This is a genomic window from bacterium, from assembly GCA_016699995.1.
Classification (GTDB): domain Bacteria; phylum Patescibacteriota; class Doudnabacteria; order UBA920; family UBA920; genus UBA920.
Genome location: CP064996.1, coordinates 269,114 through 292,736, shown reverse-complemented (window position 1 = coordinate 292,736; position 23,623 = coordinate 269,114). Strand labels below are relative to the sequence as shown.

The 23,623-nt window shown below is 44.4% G+C and carries 24 protein-coding genes; 2 read left to right on the top strand and 22 right to left on the bottom strand.

Going from position 1 to position 23,623, the window contains the following annotated elements; all coding sequences use genetic code 11:
• Positions 1 to 10: 10 nt before the first annotated feature.
• The 5 genes from IPM19_01525 to IPM19_01505 all read right to left on the bottom strand — a co-directional run bounded on the left by IPM19_01525 (position 11) and on the right by IPM19_01505 (position 3,576).
• Positions 11 to 493: a TrmH family RNA methyltransferase gene (locus tag IPM19_01525; protein ID QQS23227.1), complete on the bottom strand. Its 483-nt coding sequence runs from the start codon at positions 491 to 493 to the stop codon at positions 11 to 13.
• Positions 477 to 1,091: a hypothetical protein gene (locus IPM19_01520; protein ID QQS23226.1), complete on the bottom strand. Its 615-nt coding sequence runs from the start codon at positions 1,089 to 1,091 to the stop codon at positions 477 to 479. Before IPM19_01520 ends, IPM19_01525 begins: the two co-directional genes overlap by 17 nt.
• A gap of 31 nt (positions 1,092 to 1,122) precedes the next feature.
• On the bottom strand, positions 1,123 to 1,497 hold the full coding sequence (locus IPM19_01515) for a response regulator (protein ID QQS23225.1): 375 nt from the start codon (positions 1,495 to 1,497) through the stop codon (positions 1,123 to 1,125).
• 91 nt (positions 1,498 to 1,588) lie between these two features.
• Positions 1,589 to 3,256 (bottom strand): GAF domain-containing protein, encoded by a 1,668-nt coding sequence (locus tag IPM19_01510; GenBank protein QQS23224.1) that lies wholly within the window; start codon positions 3,254 to 3,256, stop codon positions 1,589 to 1,591.
• Positions 3,253 to 3,576 carry a hypothetical protein gene (locus IPM19_01505; GenBank protein ID QQS23223.1) on the bottom strand — a complete coding sequence of 108 codons (324 nt, stop codon included), beginning with the start codon at positions 3,574 to 3,576 and terminating at the stop codon, positions 3,253 to 3,255. The genes IPM19_01510 and IPM19_01505 overlap by 4 nt, the downstream gene beginning before the upstream one ends.
• A 219-nt stretch (positions 3,577 to 3,795) precedes the next feature.
• On the opposite strand from IPM19_01505, the gene IPM19_01500 reads away from it, so the two are divergent.
• Positions 3,796 to 4,362 (top strand): hypothetical protein, encoded by a 567-nt coding sequence (locus tag IPM19_01500; protein ID QQS23222.1) that lies wholly within the window; start codon positions 3,796 to 3,798, stop codon positions 4,360 to 4,362.
• A gap of 23 nt (positions 4,363 to 4,385) precedes the next feature.
• Here IPM19_01500 and IPM19_01495 read toward each other — a convergent pair whose 3' ends face one another.
• From IPM19_01495 to murA, 5 genes are all read right to left on the bottom strand, one after another.
• On the bottom strand, positions 4,386 to 5,738 hold the full coding sequence (locus IPM19_01495; protein QQS23221.1) for a DNA polymerase IV: 1,353 nt from the start codon (positions 5,736 to 5,738) through the stop codon (positions 4,386 to 4,388).
• A 133-nt stretch (positions 5,739 to 5,871) separates the two neighbouring features.
• Complete coding sequence (locus IPM19_01490) at positions 5,872 to 6,240, bottom strand: hypothetical protein (GenBank protein ID QQS23220.1); 369 nt, start codon at positions 6,238 to 6,240, stop codon at positions 5,872 to 5,874.
• 1 nt (position 6,241) lies between these two features.
• Positions 6,242 to 6,778 carry a hypothetical protein gene (locus IPM19_01485; GenBank protein ID QQS23219.1) on the bottom strand — a complete coding sequence of 179 codons (537 nt, stop codon included), beginning with the start codon at positions 6,776 to 6,778 and terminating at the stop codon, positions 6,242 to 6,244.
• Positions 6,779 to 6,954: 176 nt separating this feature from the next.
• Positions 6,955 to 7,962 carry a rod shape-determining protein gene (locus IPM19_01480; GenBank protein ID QQS23218.1) on the bottom strand — a complete coding sequence of 336 codons (1,008 nt, stop codon included), beginning with the start codon at positions 7,960 to 7,962 and terminating at the stop codon, positions 6,955 to 6,957.
• Positions 7,963 to 7,979: 17 nt separating this feature from the next.
• On the bottom strand, positions 7,980 to 9,281 hold the full coding sequence (murA, locus tag IPM19_01475; GenBank protein QQS23217.1) for a UDP-N-acetylglucosamine 1-carboxyvinyltransferase: 1,302 nt from the start codon (positions 9,279 to 9,281) through the stop codon (positions 7,980 to 7,982).
• Positions 9,282 to 9,352: 71 nt separating this feature from the next.
• Here murA and IPM19_01470 point away from each other — a divergent pair, with 71 nt between their 5' ends.
• Entirely contained in the window at positions 9,353 to 10,651 is a 1,299-nt protein-coding gene (locus IPM19_01470) for a PEGA domain-containing protein (protein QQS23216.1), read from the top strand.
• Positions 10,652 to 10,653: 2 nt separating this feature from the next.
• Here the strand turns inward: IPM19_01470 and IPM19_01465 are convergent, their stop codons facing one another.
• The 12 genes from IPM19_01465 to IPM19_01410 form a co-directional block, all read right to left on the bottom strand.
• Positions 10,654 to 11,085, bottom strand: coding sequence for a ribonuclease HI family protein (locus tag IPM19_01465; GenBank protein ID QQS23215.1), 432 nt, complete (start codon positions 11,083 to 11,085; stop codon positions 10,654 to 10,656).
• Positions 11,048 to 12,883 carry a single-stranded-DNA-specific exonuclease RecJ gene (recJ, locus tag IPM19_01460; GenBank protein ID QQS23214.1) on the bottom strand — a complete coding sequence of 612 codons (1,836 nt, stop codon included), beginning with the start codon at positions 12,881 to 12,883 and terminating at the stop codon, positions 11,048 to 11,050. Before recJ ends, IPM19_01465 begins: the two co-directional genes overlap by 38 nt.
• 60 nt (positions 12,884 to 12,943) lie before the next feature.
• A complete protein-coding gene (locus IPM19_01455; GenBank protein QQS23213.1) occupies positions 12,944 to 14,554 on the bottom strand; it encodes a 2,3-bisphosphoglycerate-independent phosphoglycerate mutase in 1,611 nt (536 codons plus the stop codon).
• 20 nt (positions 14,555 to 14,574) lie between these two features.
• Positions 14,575 to 14,787 (bottom strand): DUF1653 domain-containing protein, encoded by a 213-nt coding sequence (locus IPM19_01450; GenBank protein QQS23212.1) that lies wholly within the window; start codon positions 14,785 to 14,787, stop codon positions 14,575 to 14,577.
• Positions 14,787 to 16,037, bottom strand: coding sequence for a phosphopyruvate hydratase (gene eno / locus IPM19_01445; protein ID QQS23211.1), 1,251 nt, complete (start codon positions 16,035 to 16,037; stop codon positions 14,787 to 14,789). Before eno ends, IPM19_01450 begins: the two co-directional genes overlap by 1 nt.
• A 56-nt stretch (positions 16,038 to 16,093) precedes the next feature.
• Complete coding sequence (locus IPM19_01440; protein ID QQS23210.1) at positions 16,094 to 17,335, bottom strand: phosphoglycerate kinase; 1,242 nt, start codon at positions 17,333 to 17,335, stop codon at positions 16,094 to 16,096.
• A 228-nt stretch (positions 17,336 to 17,563) separates the two neighbouring features.
• On the bottom strand, positions 17,564 to 18,595 hold the full coding sequence (gene gap, locus IPM19_01435) for a type I glyceraldehyde-3-phosphate dehydrogenase (protein ID QQS23209.1): 1,032 nt from the start codon (positions 18,593 to 18,595) through the stop codon (positions 17,564 to 17,566).
• 50 nt (positions 18,596 to 18,645) lie between these two features.
• The gene (locus IPM19_01430) at positions 18,646 to 18,816 is read right to left on the bottom strand and encodes a hypothetical protein (protein QQS23208.1); all 171 of its coding nucleotides are present in this window, start codon (positions 18,814 to 18,816) and stop codon (positions 18,646 to 18,648) included.
• Positions 18,817 to 18,883: 67 nt separating this feature from the next.
• Positions 18,884 to 19,750 carry a class II fructose-bisphosphate aldolase family protein gene (locus IPM19_01425; GenBank protein QQS23207.1) on the bottom strand — a complete coding sequence of 289 codons (867 nt, stop codon included), beginning with the start codon at positions 19,748 to 19,750 and terminating at the stop codon, positions 18,884 to 18,886.
• Between the two features lie 2 nt (positions 19,751 to 19,752).
• The gene (locus tag IPM19_01420; GenBank protein ID QQS23206.1) at positions 19,753 to 20,808 is read right to left on the bottom strand and encodes a carbohydrate kinase family protein; all 1,056 of its coding nucleotides are present in this window, start codon (positions 20,806 to 20,808) and stop codon (positions 19,753 to 19,755) included.
• 18 nt (positions 20,809 to 20,826) lie between these two features.
• Positions 20,827 to 21,834, bottom strand: coding sequence for a transketolase family protein (locus tag IPM19_01415; GenBank protein ID QQS23205.1), 1,008 nt, complete (start codon positions 21,832 to 21,834; stop codon positions 20,827 to 20,829).
• The gene (locus IPM19_01410) at positions 21,834 to 23,615 is read right to left on the bottom strand and encodes a DUF2339 domain-containing protein (protein ID QQS23204.1); all 1,782 of its coding nucleotides are present in this window, start codon (positions 23,613 to 23,615) and stop codon (positions 21,834 to 21,836) included. Before IPM19_01410 ends, IPM19_01415 begins: the two co-directional genes overlap by 1 nt.
• Between the last annotated feature and the right edge of the window lie 8 nt (positions 23,616 to 23,623).

Here is a 23,623-nt window from a genome sequence, read left to right as displayed (position 1 = left end):
GCTATTTATTTTATGCTTTCAAATTGGCGCGCAGTCCATACAATGCTACTCCGCAGGCCACCGAGACATTCAAACTTTCCTTTTGTCCACGCATAGGAATTTCGACAACGTCATCCACCAAATCGAGGATTTTTATGGTATGGCCCTTGGTTTCTTCGCCTAAGATAAGGGCTAAAGGTAATTCTGGGCGATATTTATCCAAGAGCGTCGTCTTTCTCTCTACATTATTTTCCAGCGCTACGATTCTTACTCCCTGCATCCGCAATTTTTTTAGCACAGGCAACAATGATTTGGATTTTTGCCAAGGAACAAATTGCTCTGCACCTAAAGCTACTTTGGCGATTTTGGGATCAGGAGGGCTGCCTGTGTAGCCCGTGAGGAAAATTTTATCGACCCCAAAGCTATCCGCGGTCCTAAAAATCGATCCCACATTATGAAGGGATCGAATGTTATGAGCAACAACAAACAAGCCAGGCTTACCGACCTGCGGCACCGCCTTCTTCTGGACCGTCCGTGTTTTTCTTTTTATCAATAATTTCTTTGGGGCCATATTTATTACTATGATATACAAAAATGGCTGCGTAGGCCATGGCCATCAGAGTATAATTGATAACCATAAACACCGGGTGACTCCAAGCCACCCCATGCTGGACTTCGTATGAAGAGATCGGATACAAGAACGGAGTGTGATAGAAATCCGGATGAGTAGGAATATCAATTAATATGTGAAGAGCCCAGCCAAGCAGAGGCCAAAAAACCCAAAATTTATAAGCTCCCCTATTCTTAACTTTAAAATAAATATTGCCCATCAAAAGCACTCCAATAAATACTGCTGCGAAAATTACCAGGCTATGGCTGTAATTATACATTTCGGAAGCGAAATGAAATGTCCAATGCTGGTCATTTTCGAAGGAAAACCTTTCGCCGGCAAATGTTTTGCCCGAGAAGATTAAATAAAAAAACAATGGGGTAAAACCAACTAGGTCCGGAGCAACACCAAAAAATGCGGCAAGATACCGCATTTTACGCAACTTCTGATACTTTAAGTGGAACAGTGCATTAGTCCACAGTGTGTGGGCGATTACGTCCATGCTTGAATCCTATGTAAACTTCGGCGGTTAGTTATTTACCCCGGTTCATTACTTCGTTAACTTTGGTGACAATCTGATCAATTGATTGTTCGCTCTTTAGCAGGTAATCGGTCACCCCGGCTTCTAAAATCTTACTGACCGTTGTCGGGTCGCTTAAGTTGGTTAACATTACCACAGGCGTATCAGCGATTTCCGGAGCTGCCTTCATTTCCCATACAACCCCAATGCCGTCGAGCTTAGGCATCATAATGTCGAGGACTACAATGTCGGGTTTAATTTCCTTAATTTTAGCGATAGCTTCTTCGCCGTCGTAAGCTGGAGTAACCTCGAATCCGGCTTGCTGGAAGCCTTCTACCAAGGAAGTCGAGATCATTTTATCATCTTCTGCACACACTATCTTCGGCATTTTTTTCAACTTAATAATATGGATATATTATACCCTTTTCTAAAAAAGTTATCCACAATAAGACTATTTCCAAACCCAGACTGTGCTAAGCCTAACTAAGAGGCAGGCTAAAGGAAAAGGTCGAACCCAAGTTTTCACCTGCGCTTTCAGCCCAGATTCGGCCCTTGTGCGCTTCGACTATCCCTTTGGAAACTACCAGACCCAAACCTGTACCCTTGCGAGAACGGTCGAAAGTCTTAAGCTGCTTGAATTTAGAGAACAATACAGCCAAATCTTCGCGGCTCACCCCTAAGCCTGTATCCTTAATCGCCACCGTGACTTCGTTTCTTTCTGGGGATGATGTTAAATTAACGTCAATCTGGCCGCTGTCGGTATATTTAATGGCGTTGCTAAGCAAATTATTTAGCACCTGCGCTACGCGTACTTTGTCGCATTTCACTTTGATAACCCCAGGTGTAATGAAGTTCAAAGTTAAATGCTTTCCCTCCGCCTGCGGCGTAAAGGTTTGGATTTCCTGCGTAATAATCTCGGACAAATCGTATTCCTGGATGTTTAAATCAAACTTACCGGCTTCGATTTTCGCCACATCTAAAAGATCGTTGACTAATTCGAGCATATTGGTGGCCGCAAGATCGATGTTAGTCACACTGTCTTTAACCTTCGCTGCTTGCAGCTGTTGCTGAGCGCCGGACAAATTCTTTAACAATGCCTCGCTAGACCATCGAACGGCAGTAAGCGGGGCGCGCAGTTCGTGCACCATCATAGCGGTAAACTCCTGACGTAATTTTTCTAAAGCCTTATCGGAAGTTACGTCGTGCAAAATCACCGCTACCCCGCGGTGTTCGCCGGAATGTTCCCGCACAGGGGTAATTGTTATCTCTAAAGCCTTATCATGAACAAACAACTCTTTAATTTCTATCGGCATGCCTTTAGCAAGAGCTTCGTCAATTTTAGTGCGGAGGTCCACTTTTCCGGCAAGGCTGTCTACGATATCAAACATAGTAATCTCCCTGCCCACTGGCAGAGTCAATAAGTCCACGACGGCTGGATTGTAAATTTGTAGCTGATTATTTAAATCTACCATCATTACTCCGTCTGTCATGGCAGAAATCATGCCAGTCAGCTTACCTTTTTCGCTCTCTAGCATCGTCTGCAGCTGTGCTACCGCCACGGCTGCTTGGTTGGTAATAGTAAACAAGACCGCCGACTGCTGCCAGCCAAACAAACCCGCTTTGGACGAAGAGATGTTAATTAACCCAAGCAATTCGTTGCCTATAATTACGGGAATATTTACAAAAGACCGAACGTCAACTTCTAGCTGGTCGTCCAGAATCGCGCCGCCGATTCGCTCATCTAGCTTTATGTCGTAACCTTGGGGCTGGCACAATAACTGCGTAGCCGCCACCATATGTTCTTTAACCTCCGAAATGAATCTATGATTTACAGTTTTATGAACGTGGCATTTAAATACCAGCGGATCTGCTTTGTTATAAAGCATGAAAGACACGGTTTCATATTCGAGCAAATTACCGATGCTATTAGTTATGATTTCTATAATCTTGCTACCCTCCAATGAATAGCCGATGCGTTCGCTAATCTCTTGCAGCACCTGAATCTGGTACATGCGCTGCTGCAATTCCAAAGACTTGTTGGCCTGGCCAACCAAAGCTTGGCGCTCGCGATAAATGCGGCGCAAATACACAAACAGCACTATCCCTAATACTGCAAAATCTAATAGCAATAAGAGCTTGATAATCATGACTTTGGCTTGATTAATGAACAAACCAAACTCGGTTTATGCATAGGGCCCTGGTACTCGGCTGCAATCTGGGGGTACTGCGTAAACAATAAATGCAAAAAATGAGTAGTAAGCAGCTGAGATAAACGCGAAAATTCTTCGACAGTGGCCTGCAGAATGCTGGGATAATCTCCAACAATTTGCACCACCTGTCCGCGGCTATTAACCTCCAACCCTTCCACCCTGTTTACCGTATCGACAGCCAAAGTTGGGCCCAACAAAATCATTTGCTGTTTAACAAATTGGGTAATAAACTTTTTATAAAATTGTTCTGCTACCATTTAGCTTTTGTTATTGTTTTTGGTTTCTGGTATTAAGCATGTGAAGGAAAGCTGTTGGCTAAGAAGACAGTCCGCAAGCGCTGTCGCGAAGCGACAAAAGCGCTGTCTTCGTGCCAGCAGCTTTGCTTCAAATTTGATTTATTATACCATAAACTATTGACAATCGCCAAGAAATGGTGTACAGTTTATCGTTGAAAGAAAAACTTATAGGAGGTAAAGATGCTCAGCCAATTATACAGATTTGACCAATGGTCCATTGAGAAAGCTGAGAAGTTCAGTAAAAAAATTCAAATTTGGACCGGGAAAAATAACTTCTTTCTGGCCAAATTCATGGCAAAGCTTGCCCACGCCCCATTCTTGGCGGTACTATTTTATAACCCGAATCAGGCTCCCCTGGCGGCATCTCTGTTTACATTCGGATGCTTCAATCTATTCTTCTATATATTTTTTACTAAGGAGGTAATTAATTATAATGAAGACCGGATTTTAAGCCAGGCAAAAAAGGGAGTCAGCAACGAGCTAAAGGTTAAGGAATCGGCCATAATAGTTAGGCTTTCCAAGATATTCTTACTATTCTTTAGTCTTGCATTCGATTTACTACTAAGCTCCACAGCACCCCCCGTAATGCCAATTTTTTGGTTGCTTTTATGGATCAGTCTAGTTTTTCTGGCATGCGACAGCTTGCCACCCTCGGAAAGTAAGCTCAAACAGAAAATAAAAGAACTCAAAGCTAGTCTAGCTCCGGCGCAGCCAGCTACTAACGCAGCGTTTCACTCCCTAAAGTGAGACGCTTTTTTATTTTTATAAGATTATTTAAACGCGCCTTGGCCGCCGCGCATAAACGTAGTTTTAAATTCTTTCATACGGCCAAACCCGACTGAATCGCGAATGATATTTCGCGCCAAAAATGCCGGTACGCGCGCTACCGTAAAGTCTTCGTATTTTTGGTTAATTTTATCTAAGGCTTGTAACAGCTGATTGTTATATTTTTTGCCGCCAAACAAACTTGGCTGAGAGACCTCCGGGACCAATCCTGCCACAGTGACGCCAATTAAGTAACTATGCTTTTCCAGCTCCTCTAACGGTATACTCGTTTGGCGCAACAAAGCCAGGCATTCCAAATAAATATCCCGCCCGTCCTGGACATAGCCCCCGATGCGGCCGCCGCGGCTAGCGCATAACCGTTCCGGGTCGTGCACATGCACATGAACCGTATCGCCCATTAGGCCGTTAACCCTCAGGCGGATACCCACCATTTCCGACAGCTTATACAACACCGGCTTCATCACTTTTTTGCTCCTAAACTCCATGGGGATAGTATACATATGACCGATAGACTTCATCGGATCTGCAATAACTTCTTTACCAAAGCTTTCCTTCCAGCTGCCTTCCAACTGCCCCATGCTATGCAGGTGATGACCCTGAATGCCAAAATGGCTAATTAATTTTGTAGACGGATAGTCGCGCAAGTCGGCTAAGGTTTTTATTCCAAGCTTATTCAGCCGGCGCTCCATGCGGTTGCCGATTCCGGGGATATCGGTAAGCTGCAAACGGTCGTAAAGAGAATGCTTGTCTTCCGGCCGCACCACTACTAAGCCATCCGGCTTCTGCAGATCGGAAGCAATCTTAGCCACAAGCTTGCTGTAAGATAGCCCCACACTGCAGGTTATATAATCGCCGACTTCAGTCTTCATGCGAGTTTTGATTTCTCTACATATGCGCTGAGCTTCTTGCCACGGATCCACGCGCACCAACCGCTTCTTACCTCCCAGCTCCATTGGCACGCGGATGTTGCAAGCTTTGGTTAAATCTAAAAAGGCTTCGTCGATGCTGTATTTTTCTATGCGGTCGGTATAGTCTTCGAACACCTTTAAAAACCGAGCAGTATAAAAACGGTATTTTTCCGGATGGGTTTTGGTTAAAAAGATCTTTGGGTATATACGCCGCGCTTCCCATACCGGCGTTCCAGTTTTAATGCCCCACTTTTTTGCCTCCACGCTGGCAGCGATAATGATGCCACCGAGATGTTCGCACACCCCCACCGGATGGCCGCGCCAGGCCGGGTTATCCTGCTGCTCGACAGTGGCAAAGTAGGAATTCATATCAATATGGGCAATTATTTTCTGTTGAGATGTTAAATTATTATGGCCGGCTTGCTTCATATTCTTATGGTATACAATCGTTCACCTAATTGCAAGTGCATAACTTTAAATCGCCTAAATATAACAAAAAACCAGCGCCACAACACTGGTTGTAATGAAAAGAATCAAATCAATTTTTTGGTGGTATTCGGTTTTACATCAATCCTTTGCGAACCGCTACATGCTGCTTTTTGTGGAAAATTAGAATGGCAATCGGCATAATCAAATACGACACCCAGAAATTAACGGTTAAGTATTTATCGCCGCCGATAACCTCGCGGGTGATTACCAAGTCTATAACTAGGCTGAAGACGAGCCAAATAATTATAGTTAAGAAAATTTCCAGATAATTAACCACCCCGAGCCTGCGGGCAACAGCAATCGAGACTGCTGCTAAAAATACGTAGTAAGCAATGAGAATCGGCAGTAATTCTATATTGAGAAGCCGAAAAAAGACAATTCGAGTTGCTAGCAGCAAAACCTGAACGATCGCAGTCTTTAGTATGAGTTGTCCGGGGGTCATATTATTCCGCCTTAGTTTTGGTTACGCGCTTTTTAGCGACGCGCTTTTTAGCAGGAGCTTTGCGCTTAGGCTTAGCGGGAGCTTTCTCTACATCGTCAAAGCTCCAAGCAGTATTAGCCGCTGTGCGGCGGAATGACTCAAAGCTTTCTACGCGGGGAGAAGAAGTCTTAACAGTTATTTGCTTTGGAACACTAGCCGGCTTGTGGGTGTTTTGCTTGTGACTGCGATGACCGCGAAGATTGTGAGGAAGAAAGCCATGAAACCAACGAGTTACGCCCCGCTCTTCATAGATCATCTTATACCAGTCTAGCCCTAGCCATACGCCATACCATCCGCCCAATACTACCGCTAGCAGCATTGTGTAAAAATCTATTCCAAAAAGGATATTAGGAGCGATATCAAATGCCGGACTATTCGGATAGAAACTTGCGAGTATATCATAGATGACAAACACTGCCCTATGGAACATTAAAAAGATCAATACCCCCAATAGAGTGGTTAAAAAAACGTATAACGCTTTGCGCTTAGACTTATCCATTGTTTTTGTATTTATTTCTTAAGTTCTGCTATTGAACCTGTAAATTTATTATACCATACAAAGCAAATTCTAGAAAAAGAATTCATATGCGGATATGATGCAAATGACGGGTTTCTTCTAAATATACCTTCGAGATCTAAATAAAACCGCCAATACGCGGTTTTATTTTGTAATAATTATTTAATACTGAGAATGCTCTTCTTGTAACTATCTAAGTGGTCCAGCGCTATAGCTGTTCCTTTAGCTACACAGAGCAAGGGCTCTTCGGCCAAGTAGCAAGGTACGCCGACCGCTTTAGAAATATATTGGTCTAAATTGCGCAGCTGAGCGGTGCCGCCTGTCATGATCATGCCTTTATCGATAATGTCGCTGGCTAATTCTGGCGGAGTGTCTTGCAACACTGTTTTTACCGCTTTGACTATACCTTTCAATTCTTCTTGAATGGCCTCGACAACTTCGTTAGTAGAAATGGTGACGGTTTTAGGCAGACCGCTTACGTTATCGCGGCCTTTGATTTCCATCACTTCCTCTTCCGGCAAGGCCAAAGCGCTTCCGATATTGATTTTAATTTCTTCCGCAGTTCGCTCCCCAATCGCTAAGCCATGCTTCTTGCGGATGTATTCTATAATCGCCGCGTCAATTTTATTTCCGGCTACACGCACAGAAGTTGAATTGACAATACCACCAAGCGAAAGCACAGCTACGTCGGTAGTGCCGCCCCCCATGTCGATAATCAAGTTGCCGCTAGCGGAAGAAATAGGAATGCCTGCCCCGATGGCCGCAGCCACGGTCTCTTTAATTACGAAAGCAGTTTTGGCGCCAGCGCTGCGAGCCGCATCGATTACCGCGCGGCGTTCTGTGGAGGTAATGCCGCCTGGCACGCTAATCATTACTTCGGGACGGAAAAAGCGCACCTTTCCTAAGGCCTTGTTAATAAAATATCGAAGCATGGCTTCGGTCACGCGATAATCGGCGATTACGCCGTCACGCATCGGACGGTTGGCAATGATAGTTTCTGGGGTGCGGCCGAGCATTTCTTTGGCTTCCTGACCCACAGCTAAAACACGGTTGTCGTCCACCGAAATTGCCACTACAGTCGGCTCGTTGATAATAATTCCTCGCTTAGGAACATGCACCAATACATTGGCTGTGCCTAGGTCGATTCCAATCTTGTTTTCGAACATATACATTACATTTTAGCCTATTTAAGGGGTTCGGGCAACGCTGCTACGCGGACAATTTTTGCGCCAATCGCCTGAAGGCGTTCTTCTATTCTTTCGTACCCTCTGTCGATCTGGTAAATATTATCCAGCTCCGTTTCTCCGGTTGCAATGAGAGCTGCTATTACCATCGCCATGCCAGCGCGAATATCTGGCGAGCTGATTTTTTTGCCGTTCAATCTGGTCGGGCCATTAACCATAACGCGATGAGGGTCGGCCATGAAAATATTTGCGCCCATGGAATTAAGTTTATCTATATAAAATAATCGGCCTTCGTAAATTGTTTCAAAGATAAGCGAAGAGCCTTGCGCCTGGGTCATTAGAACAGTCATTGGCGCCTGCAGGTCTGTAGGAAAACCAGGGTATTCATGAGTGACTATGTCTTTCCGAATTGCCTGCAGAGGTTTTGTTGCCGGCTTAACAGTTACGCTGTTTTCGGACAAAGAAAAATTAATGCCGATCTGCTTAAAGAACTGCCATAGTACTTCCAAGTGGTTAGGATTTATTCCAGTGACAGTGATTTCGCTGTTGGTGGCAGCTGCTAAAATCGCAAAAGTTCCTGCCTCGATACGATCAGGGATAGTGATGTATTCTCCCCCATTGAGCTTCTCTACCCCGTCGATAACTAAATGAGGCGAACCGATACCGGAAATTTTAGCTCCGCATGAATTTAAAAACTCAGCTAAGGCTACAACTTCAGGCTCCATTGCAGCATTGATAATCTCGCTTCGTCCTGGCGTCTTACAAGCCAGCATCATCATAGCTTCTGTACCTGTAACGCTAATGCGGGTAAAGACTATTTTTGCCGGACGCAACTGCTTGGCTTTTAAAGTATAACCGTTATCGTGATCTTCTACTTCGATGCCAAACTCCCTAAATCCTTGCAGAAAAAAATCAATCGGGCGGTTGCCAATTACGCAGCCTCCAGGGTAAGCAAAAGTTACTTCGCCATGCTGCATTAAGATAGGAGCCGCCAGCATCATAGACGAACGGGTTTTTTGGTGAAGATGAGGTTCGATATGGCTCTTGAGAATTTTTGGATTGCTAATAGTGTAATCAGCGCCATCTTTAGAAATTTCCACTCCTATATCTTCCATAATTTCTACCAGCCGGCTAATATCTTCTATATCTGGCACGTTTAAAATCTTGGACGGTTCGTCCAAAATCAAACTGGCTGCCAAAGCCTTGAGAGCGGCGTTTTTAGCGCCACGGACAGAAATCTCTCCGCCCAGCTGCTGGCCGCCGGTGATGATAAATTTGTCGTCGTGGGAAGATATAGACATAGTCCTTATATTTTATATCCAAACTCATAAACCAGCAATAAATTCGCAGATTTGTTATAATTAAAAGACAAATGGACAAAACAACCCGCTATTTAATTCTAGTTTTCATCTTTATAGTATTTTTGGCTCTGGCCCCGCTTATCGTGCTTTACGTAAGCGGGAGGAATTTTAGCTTTAACGATTTTTCTAACGGTACGGGAATATTGGACATCCAAAGCGAACCTAGCGATGCTCAGGTTACATTGAATGGAAACCCAGTCGACAACACACCGTCAACGGTTCGATTCATCAAACAAGGCAATTATGCCCTGGAAGTTAAAAAAGCCGGATACCACACCTGGCGCAAAGAACTATTCATTGAAGCTGGAAAAGTCACTTATGCCGGCCATCTAAATGACTCAGTAAAACTCTTGCCCGATCAGCAGCCTGTGAAAATAACTGATGGCGCAGTGATTGCCATGCAGGTTGTAGACAACAACTTAATTTACACACAGAGCAACGGCACAGCCACTGTCTATAGCTTGAATGAACAGAAGGTTACCCGAACCGCCCAGCTCAAGCAAGGCATAACTCATCTAGGCAAAGCTTTAAACAACAATTTCATTCTGGCCAGGACCGGCCAAGAAAAATTATATGTATTGGATGTACGTACTCTCATTCTTACCGAGCTCCCTGAAGAGCTAATTCTTAGCCAGAACATTGAGCTTATCTCCAATCAAGACTTGCTCATCCAACGCGATACCGAATTGCTAGCCTACACCATCGCCTCTTCCAACGCGCCTCGATTGGTAACCAAAAATATTCGGGCCTTCACCACCAATGGCAACACTGTTTACATCGCCACCCCGGGAACCAATGGAATAGAAACTTATCTATGGGATGGAGAAACTTTATCTTTGCAAAATATTCTATTTGCCGGAGCCATTGAGAACGGTAAAAACACTGAGCTGTATCTGACTGCTCACAAAGAATTGTTTTTAAAGGTAGACCGCTCGCTTTTCCGCATCAATAACCGGCCTGAATTAATCAATAACCAAGTCGAACAAGTTTCGTTTAACGCTGTTCGCCAACAGCTCACCTATAAAACACCGGCCGAGATATACTTTTACAATTTTGCTTCTGGCTTGCCAGAACTCTTCCACCGTTCGACTGCTACCATCACCAGAACCTTCGTGATTCCGGAATTAGGATACGGATTTATTGCCATTGAAAACAATGCTACCGCCATAGAAATAGACAAGCGCAACGGGCAAAACCAATACAATATATTTAAGGATGCCGCAATTGCCGACATGGCCCTAAGCGGAAACGAAAATCAGCTAGTTATTCTAGCTGATCAAACGCTTTACACTATAGTTGTAAATAATTAAATTTATTTGATTCCCAACGCTTTATCAATTGCATGATTAACCATACGATCCGCGTCTTTGTTGTAAGCGCGCAGCACGTGCTTAAACTCATATTTATCAAAATCCGTTAACAGCCTTTTTACCTGGACAGCCAATTCTTGCAGATGAGGCTGTTTTATTTTATATTCTCCGCTCATTTGCTTAACGATAAGCTCGGAGTCCATAGCAATATCAATTTCAACGGCGCCCAACACGGCTGCAGCTTTCAACCCTTCTATTAGAGCAGAATACTCTGCGACATTATTTGTGGTTTCACCTAAATACTGACCGTGCTCCATAACAACATGGCCTTGTTCGTCTTTGAGAACAAAACCAAGAGCGGCCGGGCCCGGGTTGCCGCGCGCGCCGCCGTCTGTGCTAAGCCATAATTTCTTGTGTTGTTGGGATTGGGTCATTTTGTTCTTTAGTAATTTGTTGTTCTGCAGGAGCCTGAGTCTCTGCTTCTACTGCTTGGACAATTTGCTCTTCCTTTATTTTGACATCAATTAAGCGCATTTTCAATTTCTTAGTGCCATTCCAGGTGTCCACCATCAATTCTCCCGCAATAGCTATTTCCTTTCCGGCATCTATCTGGGCAAATAGATAACCCATGCTAAATCCTATACAGTCCAGCATAGTCTCGTTGCATAACACCGTCAGCTGCAAATGCTGGCTGTTTGCGCCAACTAATCGATATGACATTACCGTACAGTTATCAAGCATGAACTTTGGTTTTGGGTTGCCGGCACCATAAGGTTCGAACGCTTCTATTTCTGCATAACGTTCAAAATTTAGATCCTTTTCCTGCAGTGCGGCGTCAATTTCGATAATTGCCGGCGGAAGATCTTCCGGCCAATGCTGATCGGTATACTTTAATAGCTCCATATAGAACTGATCAAATTTGTCATTCTCTACAGTTAGGCCGGCTGCCTCTTTATGGCCGCCAAATTTTTTGATGTTGTCTTTTACTGCAATCAGGGCAGAGATCACATCAAAACCGCGAGCGGTGCGCGCGGATCCAGTGCTCTCTGTTTCGCCTTTCTCCATGATGATAACTGGTTTTTTATAATGATCAGACAGTTTGCCGGCTACGATCCCCACTACTCCCTTTGGCCAGGCATTATCGGCTAGGACCAAAAATTTCCGATCGCTAATTAGCGCGGCTTTTTCTTTGGCTTCAGAAACTATTCGGGCGGTAATATCTTGGCGGCGCCGATTGATTTCTTCGATGCGATTAGCTAAGTCTATTCCTTCTGCATAATCAGTAGTGGTTAATAGCTTGAGCGCGATATCGGCATGCTCCAAGCGCCCGGCAGCATTAATGCGCGGCGCAATATTAAAGCCGATCGTGACAGAATCCGGCGGGTTTTTAATAAAATCCAGACCGGCGTTATCTATTAATAAGCGCAGGCCGAGCCAGCGGGTGTTTAACAATACTTTCAAGCCAAACTTTACTAAAATTCTATTCTCCCCAAGCAGCGAGTGACAATCCGCGACTGTGCCGATGGCAACTAAATCGAGTAGCCACTTATCCCATTCAGAATTATATTTCTCCGGCGGAATCTGCTTTTGTTCGATCACCTTTTCGTGTTCCGACAATAAAGCTTTGGCGAACTTATAAGCTACGCCGACTCCGGTAATCTGCTTTTCCGGGTACAGCTCGTTGGGGTTTTTTGGGTTTACCAGTGCAAAAGCTTCCGGAATATCGCCGGTGATTTCATGGTGATCCGTAATAATCAAATCTATGCCGTTAGCTTTGCAAAACTTGGCTTCCTCTACAGAATTAGTGCCACAATCAACAGTAATGACTACTTTTACTCCTTGGTCTTTGATTTTTTGAAAAGCTTCCAAATTGAGCCCATACCCTTCTGTAAAACGGTCTGGAATATAGCTTTCCACATCTACCCCTAAGTAGCGAAAAGTCTGATGCAACACCGCATTAGCAGTTACCGCATCGGCATCATAATCCCCATAAATAAGGATTTTTTCCTGTCTTTGAATCGCCTGCCAGGTGCGGTCCACAGCAGTGCGCATTTCCCCAAATAAATAAGGGTCGTACAGATTGTGATAATCGGGATTTAAAAACCAATCGACTCGGTCAGGATCAGAAAGACCAATATTATAGAGTAATTGGGTTTGCAAAGGCGAAATTTCCGGAAATTGCTCCAAAATTTCTTCAGGTACGGTGTTTTTTAGTTGCCATTGTTTAGCCATACAACAATAATAGCATAACTAAAAACCGCAACTGCGAGTTGCGGGATAAATCATTTAAGCTCAGCCTCTAATTTGCTCTACTAGGCTTACGGCGTTCATTTCCGGGGGTTTAGTTATGCCGAAAAACTCCAATATTGTCGGAGCGATATCCGAAACTACGCCGGAAGGCATCATGCTGGACAGCGACAAATAATTGCGGTTCTTGGCTTGAGCAAACATTAGGTCTTTGGCCACAGCAATGAAAGGCACCGGGCTGGTGGTGTGCTCAGTATTTATACCGCCAGTTTTTCGATCAATCATTTCTTCTATATTTCCATGGTCAGCGCTGATGATCAGCAAGCCATCGACATTCAAAACCGCGCGGCGAATCTGTTCCAAGAAACGATCCAAATATTGCACAGCCTTTACAGCTGCATCCAAATTGCCGGTATGACCCACCATGTCGGAGTTGGCAAAATTGGCCAAATAAAACTGGTAATCTTCTTTTTCGATTTTCTGCACAAGCTTGTCTACCAATTCGATTCCCGACATCTGCGGCCGGTCTACATAATTTTTATCGTTGATCGGGCTTTGCACAATCGTGCGCTCCTCATTAGGGTAAGGCGAGCTAATTCCGCCGTTAAAAAATGATGTAACGTGAGCGTACTTTTCACTCTCTGCAATATGGTACTGGCGAATCTTATTAGCTGCCAAAACTTCGGCTAAGCTGTTTTTGACATTATCTGGCGCAAAGGCAATGTGCACAGGCAAGCCTTTGAAATATTCTGTCATGGTTGCAAAGTACAGATTTTCTATCTGCGGGTGCTTCTTCTCGATGTTCATCTGATCAGGCTGAACGAACGCGGTAGTCAGCTGCAAAGCGCGGTCGGATCGGAAGTTAAAAAAGATCACGGCGTCATTGGCAGAAACAACAGCCGTGGGCTTTATGCTGCCGTCATCCCCGCGCGAGACAATTACGGTCGGAGGAATCATTTCGTCAAAAATGTTTTGGTTGTAATTATTAAGCACTGCGTCTTCTGGAGAATCTGCCGCTGCGCCGCTGCCTTTTACCATGGCGCGGTAGGCAGACTCTGTCTGGTCCCAGTGCTGTCCGCGGTCCATGGCATAGAAACGCCCGGCTATGGTTGCTATTTTCCCTACGCCCTCCCGGGCAATGCGCTCCTTTAATTTAGCAATGCTATCCAAAGCCACTTTCGGACCTGTGTCGCGACCATCCGTAATCATATGGATATATACTTCTTTAAAGTTTTGTTCGGCAGCAATACCAAGTAATGCATACAGATGCTCGCTGCTGCTGTGCACACCGCCATCGCTTACCAACCCTACCAAATGCAGCTTGGAATTGTATTTTTTAGCGTGCTCGATAGCCTGCAAAAAAACTTCGTTTGACAAAAATGAATGATTCGAAATCGCCGCGTTAATGCGCGGAAGGTCCTGGCTAACCACCCGGCCGGCGCCCATATTCAAATGCCCCACTTCCGAATTCCCTACTTCCCCCCAGGGCAAACCGACTACCGGCCCAGAAGCCAGCAGCGTTAAAGACGGATAGTGGGCTATCATGTCATTCATTGCTTCTGGATTAGCCAAAGCCACGGCATTGCCGTGACTGTAAGTAGCTACTCCAAAACCATCCAGCACTACCAATACAATTTTTTTATAAGTCTTTGCCATTAATATATATGAACAAATTTCTAATCTTGTTTTGTAAAGCGGGCAACCCTTTGCCCGTCGACTTCTACGGTTGCTAAAAAATCGGCTTCTTCCCTGATCCAAATTTTAGATTTAGGGTTATCGTACATCGCTTCGTAAATCACCGCGGGATGCTGCGTGCTTTCTATCAGCCCGTTGGCGATTACCTTATACAATCCGCCCTTATAGTGTTTGTAAATTCCAAGCTCCACCATTATTTTTTCAGTTCCTCGGCAATTTTCAACAGCCGGTTATATTTTGCCAAACGTTCTCCGCGAGCTAAGCTGCCAGCTTTAATATAGTCGGCTGCGGTAGCAACTGCCAGGTCGGCAATAAAATCATCAGTCGTTTCGCCGCTACGGTGAGAGATAACTATTTTATAATTAAATTTTTTCGCCATCTTAATGGCTGCCATCGTTTCGGACAAAGTGCCAATCTGATTAACTTTGATCAATACGCTATTGGCAATTCCGGCAATAATACCAGCCTGCAGTCTTGCCGGATTGGTTACAAACAAATCATCACCAACTAATGTCACGGTCGAACCCAAAACCCGGGTTAGATTCTGCCAACCTGTAAAATCATCCTCGCTACAGCCATCCTCAATTATTTCTAAGCCAAACCTCTTTACCCAGCTAGCATATAACTGATGAATGCTGGCCGGTTTATAATGCTTTTTGTCGGAATTAAGGCTGTAAAGCTCTTTATCGATATCGTAAAATTCGCTGGCTGCAGCATCAATTCCAAGCGCAATATCTTTCCCCAATTGCAGCTTAGACTTATGAACAGCGGCCGTTAGCAAACGCAAAGCTTTCTCGTTAGAATAAATTTTTGGGGCAAAGCCGCCTTCGTCTCCCAAACCCACGGATAATTTCTTGGACGCCAAAATATGCTTGAGCGCATTGATAGCATTGCTCCCCATTTCGATCTTTTGAGAAAACGAACCGCGCTTGGGTATGAAGAAAAATTCCTGAACATCTGTCCCAGAATCGGCATGCAAACCGCCATTAATGACATTTAGCAAGGGCGTAGGCATCGATAACTTCTTAAAGCCGTAAATTTTGGCCAGATAAAAATAAAGTGACTGCCCTTTTAATTGACTCGCAAGCCGCGCAATAGCTAAGGAAACCCCTAAAATGCTATTCGCTCCCAGTTTTGATTTGTTAACGGTACCATCCTTATTTATCATCAGCCGGTCAATTTCTTCCTGGTCGAATACCGATACATTTTTTAACAAAGGAAAAATAATCTTTTCGATGTTGCGGCAGGCTTTGGCCACGCCAAGACCGCGCCACTGCTTGCCGCCGTCGCGCAGTTCTACTGCTTCATGACTGCCAGTAGAAGCACCGCTTGGCACAGAAGCGACCGCAAAGTGGCTGCCAGAAAAAACCGTAACCTCTACGGTTGGATTACCCCGACTGTCCAAAATTTGACGCGCTTTTATTTTAGTAATTTTTGCAGACATTTGTTCTTAAACTATATTTCCTATTGTGCTTTTTTGGGCAACTTTCACAGAGCTCATTATTTTTTTAAAGCCTCTATACCCGGCAGCTTCTCGCCAGCCAAGTACTCCAGCATCGCACCTCCGCCGGTGGAGATATGGTCAAAATGCTCCAGTTGTCCGGCTAAGCGAATCGCGGCAACGGTTTCCCCGCCGCCAGCCAAAGCATAAGCCTTGCGCTTGCCAAGACCACCGACGACTTTAGCAAGCGACATCGTCCCAGCTCGGAACTTTTTGTCTTCAAAATAACCTAAAGGCCCGTTCCAGCAGATAGTACCGGCCTGCTTTAACTCCTTGCTGTAGGACAAAATAGTTTGGGGGCCAATATCGAAAATTTGATCTGTTATTCCGACATCAGTAATTTTCTTTGCCTGAGCCTTGCCTTTGGTTGCCGATTTAGAAGAGAGAACAACTACATCTGCCGGCAAGATTAATTTTGATTTAAGGTTCAACAGCAACTCTTTGGCGATAGCTAAGCTCGCTTTGCTAATATTATTTTTACCTATGTCATATCCCTGCGCGCATAGAAATAAGTTAGCCAATCCCCCTCCCAATAACACTTTATCGGCCCGCCTGCTGAGGTTGCGCAATGTCTTTGCTTTATCTTCAATTTTTATACCGCCCATTACCAGAACAAATGGCTTGCGGATATTACCGTTAAGCACATGATCCAAAGATTTAATCTCTTTCTCCAAAAGAGGTCCGGCGCTGCTAGGTAATCTTTTTGTAATAGCCACTATGGAACTAGCTGGATGATGAGTGACACTGAATGCATCATTAACATAATAATCGGCGAATTTAGAGAGTAGCTCCGCAAATTCCGGCGAGTTATTGTCTTCGCCTTCATAAAAACGGATGTTTTCTAACATCACTATATCGTGCGCGGACTGATCACCTAACAACTTAGCCACCCCTCGTTTGTTGAGAGGCTTTTTAAATAAAATCACATGCGGAATTTTATAAGACGGCAAACTATCCTCCGTTTCTACAAACTTATACTTTAAACATTCCGCCAAGCACTCGGCAATAGGCTTTAAAGACAATGCCTTGTCCCATTTGCCTTCCGGCCGTCCAAGATGAGAGGCGATGATTATCTTTGCTCCTGCTTTTACTAACTTCCTAATGGTAAGCAAAGCGGATTCAATGCGAAAATTATCAACCAATTTCCCTCTTGCGTCGATTTCCTCGTTTAAATCCAAGCGGAGCAAAACTCGCTTATCCTTAAGGTTTTTTAATTCAGTTTGGAGCGTTTTTATTGACAAAATAGAAATTTTATGATATATTATTTATAAAATTGAAACTCGGAGGACCCTCATGGTAAAATTCCTGCAGAAAATCAACGTCGAGATCCGACCCAAGCACGTTATCGCCGCTACCTACTTCGTCGGCATAGCGCTCGTCCTATACGTATTAATATTCCAACTCCCTTAAACAAATTTTACCTTTCTCTACAAAGAACAGTCTCGGCTGTTCTTTTTTATTTCAACTTTTTACTTAATAGTTTTCCCTACGAGAATTGCCTGCTCTACCAACCTATTAGAATAACCGTATTCATTATCGTACCAGGCAATAACTTTTACAAAATTACCTGCCGTTACTTTTGTCAAAGCCAAATCAACGATAGCCGAAGCTGGGTTTCCAACAATATCCGAAGAGACTAGCGGTTCGTTAGTTACGACTAATTTTCCCTTATACAATGGGTGGGTGCTGGCATCGATAAACGCCTGGTTAACCTCTTCTACAGTCACGTCTTTTTTAAGCAGCATTGTAAAATCGGTTAAGCTCCCAACCGGCGTTGGTACGCGGATAGCCATGCCGTCGAATAAGCCTTTAAGATCTGGTATGGTTTCTGTTGCCGAGATTGCTGCGCCAGTTGTAGTGGGTACAATGTTTACCGCAGCGGCTCGGGCCCGGCGAAGATCATTAGAGTGTTCACCCGGCGGCGGACCATCGACTAAATTCTGTTCTGCCGTATAGCTATGAATAGTTGTCATCATCGCTTTCTCTATTCCAAATTTAGCATGCAGTACAGCAGCGACTGGTGCAATGCAATTGGTAGTACAAGAAGCATTGCTTACAATCGCTTCATCCGAATACTGGTCTTCATTGACGCCAAGCACATAAGTCTTGGTAATACCCTCATCTTTAGCTGGAGCAGAAATTATTACGCGCTTGGCTCCTGCCTCTAAATGGCCCTTGGCCTTTTCGCTGCTGGTAAAACGGCCAGTGCTCTCTATAACCACTTCTACGCCAAGCTTGCCCCATGGCAAATTAGCGGGATCTTTTTCCGCAGTAACTAAGTAACTCTTACCGTCTACGATAATATGAGTTTCGTTTGATTCGATCTTGCGGTTAAACTGCCCGTAATTAGAATCATATTTGAGCAACTGCGCTAAAACTGCCGGGCTCGTAAGGTCGTTAATGGCAGCGATTTCTATTTCTGGTTTTTCTAAAGCAATTTTAAAAGCCTGACGCCCAATGCGCCCGAAGCCATTAATGCCTATTTTTATTTTATTTTCCATTTTTATAATTTATTTTGAGTTTTATTTTCGGATTTTATTTCAGGCGCTAGTTACTGTACGCTCGGGGAGACTTCAACCTCTTCTAGCTGGTAATTGCTAGACTTCATAATCCCCGCTCGGTGCTTGATAGTATGCTTAGTTGGCTGCAGCTCCACGTACTCCGTAGTCATATACAGTTGGGTCTTCCAGTACATCAGAGCTCCGAAAGCCAGAATACCCATGAATATATAAGAAAAGAAGCGCAGACGTACGTTTTTGCTATGTAAACTGTTTCCAGCAATACCCATATTAGTTTATTTGATTAATAGTCTTAAATGCGATCAATTTTTTCTTGGCAGCCTCCTTGACTCCCTCTATAGCTGGCGCCAAATATTTGCGCGGGTCGACTTCATCCGGATGTTGCTTTAGTGCGTCCCTTAAATTCTGAGTAAAGCCCATGCGCAATTCTGTATCAATGTTGATGATGCTAATACCAGCGCTAATAGCCTGACCAATGACATCGTCAGGCAAGCCGCTGGCTCCGTGCAACACAAGCGGCACCGGAATCACGCTGGCAATTTGTTCGATGCGGTTGATATCAACATGCGCTTCGGCTTTACCGCTCATCTTAATAATACCGTGAATTGTGCCAAAAGAACAGGCTAAAGTATCCACTTTAGTAGCTTCATAAAACTGTTTAGCCTCGTCCGGCTCGGTAAGAAGACTTTCGCTTTCCGAAACAGAAACCCAGTCCTCATTGCCGCGGATGCGGCCAATTTCGCCCTGTACCCAAGCTCCTTCCTTATGGGCAAACTCAACCATTGCAACGGTGTCTTTGATGTTTTGATCCACTGGCAATGAAGAATGGTCAATCATCACCGACGAGTATCCCAATTCTATTCCCCTCCTAAGCTGATCTTCGTCTTTGCCGTGATCCATATGCAGCGCGATAGGCACCCTGGCCTTAATGGCCATGCTCGCGATCATCTCGAACATAGTTTCGAGGCCTGCATACTTAATGGCGCCTTCGCTGGTTTCAATGATAATCGGCGTGTTCAATTCTTCGGCAGCCTCAATAATCCCGCGGGTAATCTCGAGGTTCATGGTATTGAAAGCCGGGTAAGCAAACTTACCTCGGACTTCTTTAGCAAATAATTCTTTAATATGGACTAGCATGATTAACTTTTAGCTTTCTTGGTCTTAGCGTTCAGATCTTTATCCATCCTGCCCACCATGGCTGCGACTCTCGACTTTGCGCGTTCATCACTCAATTCTATCGCTTTAAAACTCTTGGTGTATTTAATCTTGGACTGAATTTCTTTTAAAGTTAACAAGCCTTCCTGCGGCCCAATTTTCTGGACCACGCTGCCAGCATTGATCGGCCCCCATTGCAAAGCTTCCCTATTGGTCTTACCGATCGCTAAAGCCGAAACATACGCAGTGGTAAAACTATCCCCTGCTCCGGTGGCCTCTATGCGAGGACCAGGAAATTGAGGGATGTAAAAAAATCCTTCATCGCTATAACTATAAGCTCCTTTTGGACCGTCTGTGATAACTACAATTTTAGGGCCAAGCTTACGGAGTTTTTTAGAAAGCACTTCGATGTCCTCGCTATGCCCCACCCAGCTCTGCGCTTCCTCTTTATTAAGGGACAAAACTTCGGTCCGCTCCAGCATGAGCTTATTAAATTTCGGACCCTTTCGTAATTGAAAAGTTCCAGGATTAAAAGCCAGTTTGACTTTATGTTTATCCAAATATTTGGCGAGATCTTTATAGATCCTTTCAAAACCGACTCCCAAACTGGTCAGGTACACCCATTCGGCTGGCGCTAAGCGGGGCAGCTTATATTTGCGATGCTCGTGGTAAACAAAAATGGTTCGTTCTCCGTTGTGGCTTAAAACCGTGGAGGCATTGGTCGGGTGCTGCTCATCAATTACCACATAGTCGGTCGCAACCTTTTCTTTCTTCATCTTATGAATAATCTCACGGCCGCCTGCATCATGCGCCAAAACAGTATAAAAAGCTGTCTTCAAACCTAAACGACTGGCGCCTACCGCAGCGTTTGCAGCATTACCTGCCACAGTTCGATAAAAATGCTGGACAGGCAGCTTGTCTCCCCAATTTATTATGGCTTTAAGCTGGCCTTTGATAGTTTTTACTTCTATATCTTCTACTAGCAAAAAAGTATCGATTGTCGGGTCGCCAATGGCAATAAATTCGTATTTTTGTTTCATATTTCTTTTTGCTTTCCTTTATTTGTTAACTGCCTTCCTGGCTATAACTTCTTTAATTGATTGCTTAATGGAATTAATGCTCATGCCGTACTTGTCGAACAATTCTTCCGGCGTACCGCTTTGACTAAAGCTGTCTGGCATTCCGATCATTTCTATGGGCACAGGGAAATTTAACGATAAAGTTTCCGCTACTGCACTACCCAATCCTCCGGTAACCTGATGTTCTTCTACTGTGACCACTGCGCCAGTTAGCTTCGCTGCCCAGATAATTGTTTCGCTGTCGATCGGCTTAATTGTATGATTGTTGATCACCATGACGCTGATGTTTTCTTTTTCCAAGTCTATTGCCGCCCTAATAGCGTTGTATAGAATCGGACCGCAACCAATTACAGCTACATCTTTGCCTTCTTTAAGCACATTGGCTTTGCCAAGCTCAAAAGGAGATTCTGGAGTTGTTATGATCGGAGTTTTCTCTCGAGTAAGCCTTAGATACGCCGGAGTAGTGATATGGCTTATAGCAACAGTGGCTTTGGCAGCTTCGATACTATCCATCGGCTGGACCACTGTCAGGTTAGGCAGCACACGGGTTATGGCTATATCCTCTAAAGCTTGATGAGTCGCGCCATCCGGCCCTACAGAAACACCGGTATGCGCACCCACTACCTTTACATTAGCGTTGCTATAGCATACCGAGACCCGCAACTGGTCCCAGTTGCGACCAGGGCTGAAAGTTGCATAGCTAGCAGCAAATGGAACTTTTCCAGCCAAGGCCAAGCCTGCGGCAACGCCCATCATGTTCTGCTCTGCCACCCCGCACTCAATAAAACGGTCGGGAAATTTTTTGCTAAATTCCAGAACGCGGGTACTCTCTGCAAGGTCGCCAGTTAAAGCAACGATTCGTTCGTCCTGCTCGCCCAATGCCAACAATGCCTCGCCAAAACCATCGCGAGTGCCTTTATGGTCGATGCCGGCAGAGCTGCTAGAGCCTTCGATCTGCGGATTTAATTTTTGATCCGGATTTAGCATTAAGATTCTAAATAGTGCTTAATTTTCTCTTTATTTTTTTGGTACATAAACGAAACCACCAGCAGAATCACCCCTAAGGTGATAAACGAAATTATTCTATAAACCGTATCTAAAGTCTGCAGGTCATACAAGAACACTTTTAGAATGACAATCCCAAACAGAACCAAGGAAGGTTTTCGCAAAGTACGGAAAGTTTTCATAACGGACAAAGCAAACATGCCGACCGCTAAAATTAACCACCAAATACTTAAAGCCAGGTTGCGTTCGTTGACCTGGGTTGGTAGATCATAGAAATTCAGCAAATCATACGATACGAAGAACATTAGCGCCGCGGATGCAATGTATTGGATCCCGCGGTGAACATCGTTTTCGAATTCGGAAATATTATCTCGAGTAAAAGAGAAGTAAGCCAAAATCAGCGTAACAATGCCCAGTAATTCTATGCCAAATTTATTGGAAATAAATAAAGCAGAAGCGGATTCGTAAGATATCGAAGCTGCTAAAACCAACCCTAGTATAATTTCCAATAAGCCATAGATTCTTATCTCGGCACGGTTCTGAATTCTGCCCACTACCAAGCCTACCAATCCTAGAATATAAATAGCCAAAACCTGCCCGTATGGGCCGAACTCCCAAATAGCCGCCAACGACATAAACGCTGCACCTACCCCGGCAAGAGCATAATTAACCCCTTTAACTTCTACACGGTCAACAACTGCGTAGCAAATAAATGACCAAACTCCCATAGACAGCAAAATTAAGCTTGCATAGTCAGGATAGTTATTATAAACCAAATAGCTTAATGGAATTCCGAAGATCAACGACAGAAGCAAAAACAGTAAAGTAAATTCTTTTTTGACTGTTTCAGTAATACCCTGCGCAGATTCCCTCAGTGCAACAGCAGTAAAGAACAAACCCGTTATAAAATGGGCGGCTAAATAAATTATTACTGGCAATCCCTTATTCAATCCGACCAGCTCCCGGTGCTCCAAAAATACCAAATTGAAAAGCGAACCAACTATCGCAACAGCAATCGGCGCATGATTGCGCTCCTTGGTGCTATTTACAAAAATAGCGACCGATACTACGGTCAAATAAGTTAAAGTCAGATAATATGAATTTTCGTCTAGGCCCAAGATTAATGGCGATAAGTATGCGCCGACCCAACCAAATATCTCCAAAAGCTGGGATTTAACGGAGCGGGATAAGATTAGAACTGCTAAACATATAATTACAAGAATAACCAACCCTGTCACCGGGCTGATAACGCCGTACATCTGAACGGCCGCGAACATCGTTAGATACCAGATGCCGATTCCGCCTCCGGCTAAAGTTAAGGCATACTTAGCATATTTATCTTTCCAGTAATAATAAAGAATTAGCATAAACAGCCCTACCAGCGCGCCGATGAGCAATCTCAAATTAATGCTGACCCAGCCCTGATCAATAGAGTATTTAAGGAAGAACCCCAGGCCAAACAGCAAGGCCACTACGCCAATTTTCGGCAGCAGATTTACAAAGTCTCTTGGTTCAGCATGATATTCGGGGGAAGCAGGAGCCTTTGTGAGCGGCGAAGATACGGTCGGCGCCGACCGTTCTGGCAGACTCGAGGGCATAGATGCGGGGGCCGGAGCCGGCGAAGCAGCTGCAGCCGGACTTGCGGGCGCGGCGCCAGTCTTTGTGAGAGTCAATTCTGCCGGTAATGACTGTTCTAAGCGCTTAACACGTTTCGATAAAGAAACAATATATGCAGCCAATATGATGACTAGTATAAATGTCATTTTATAAA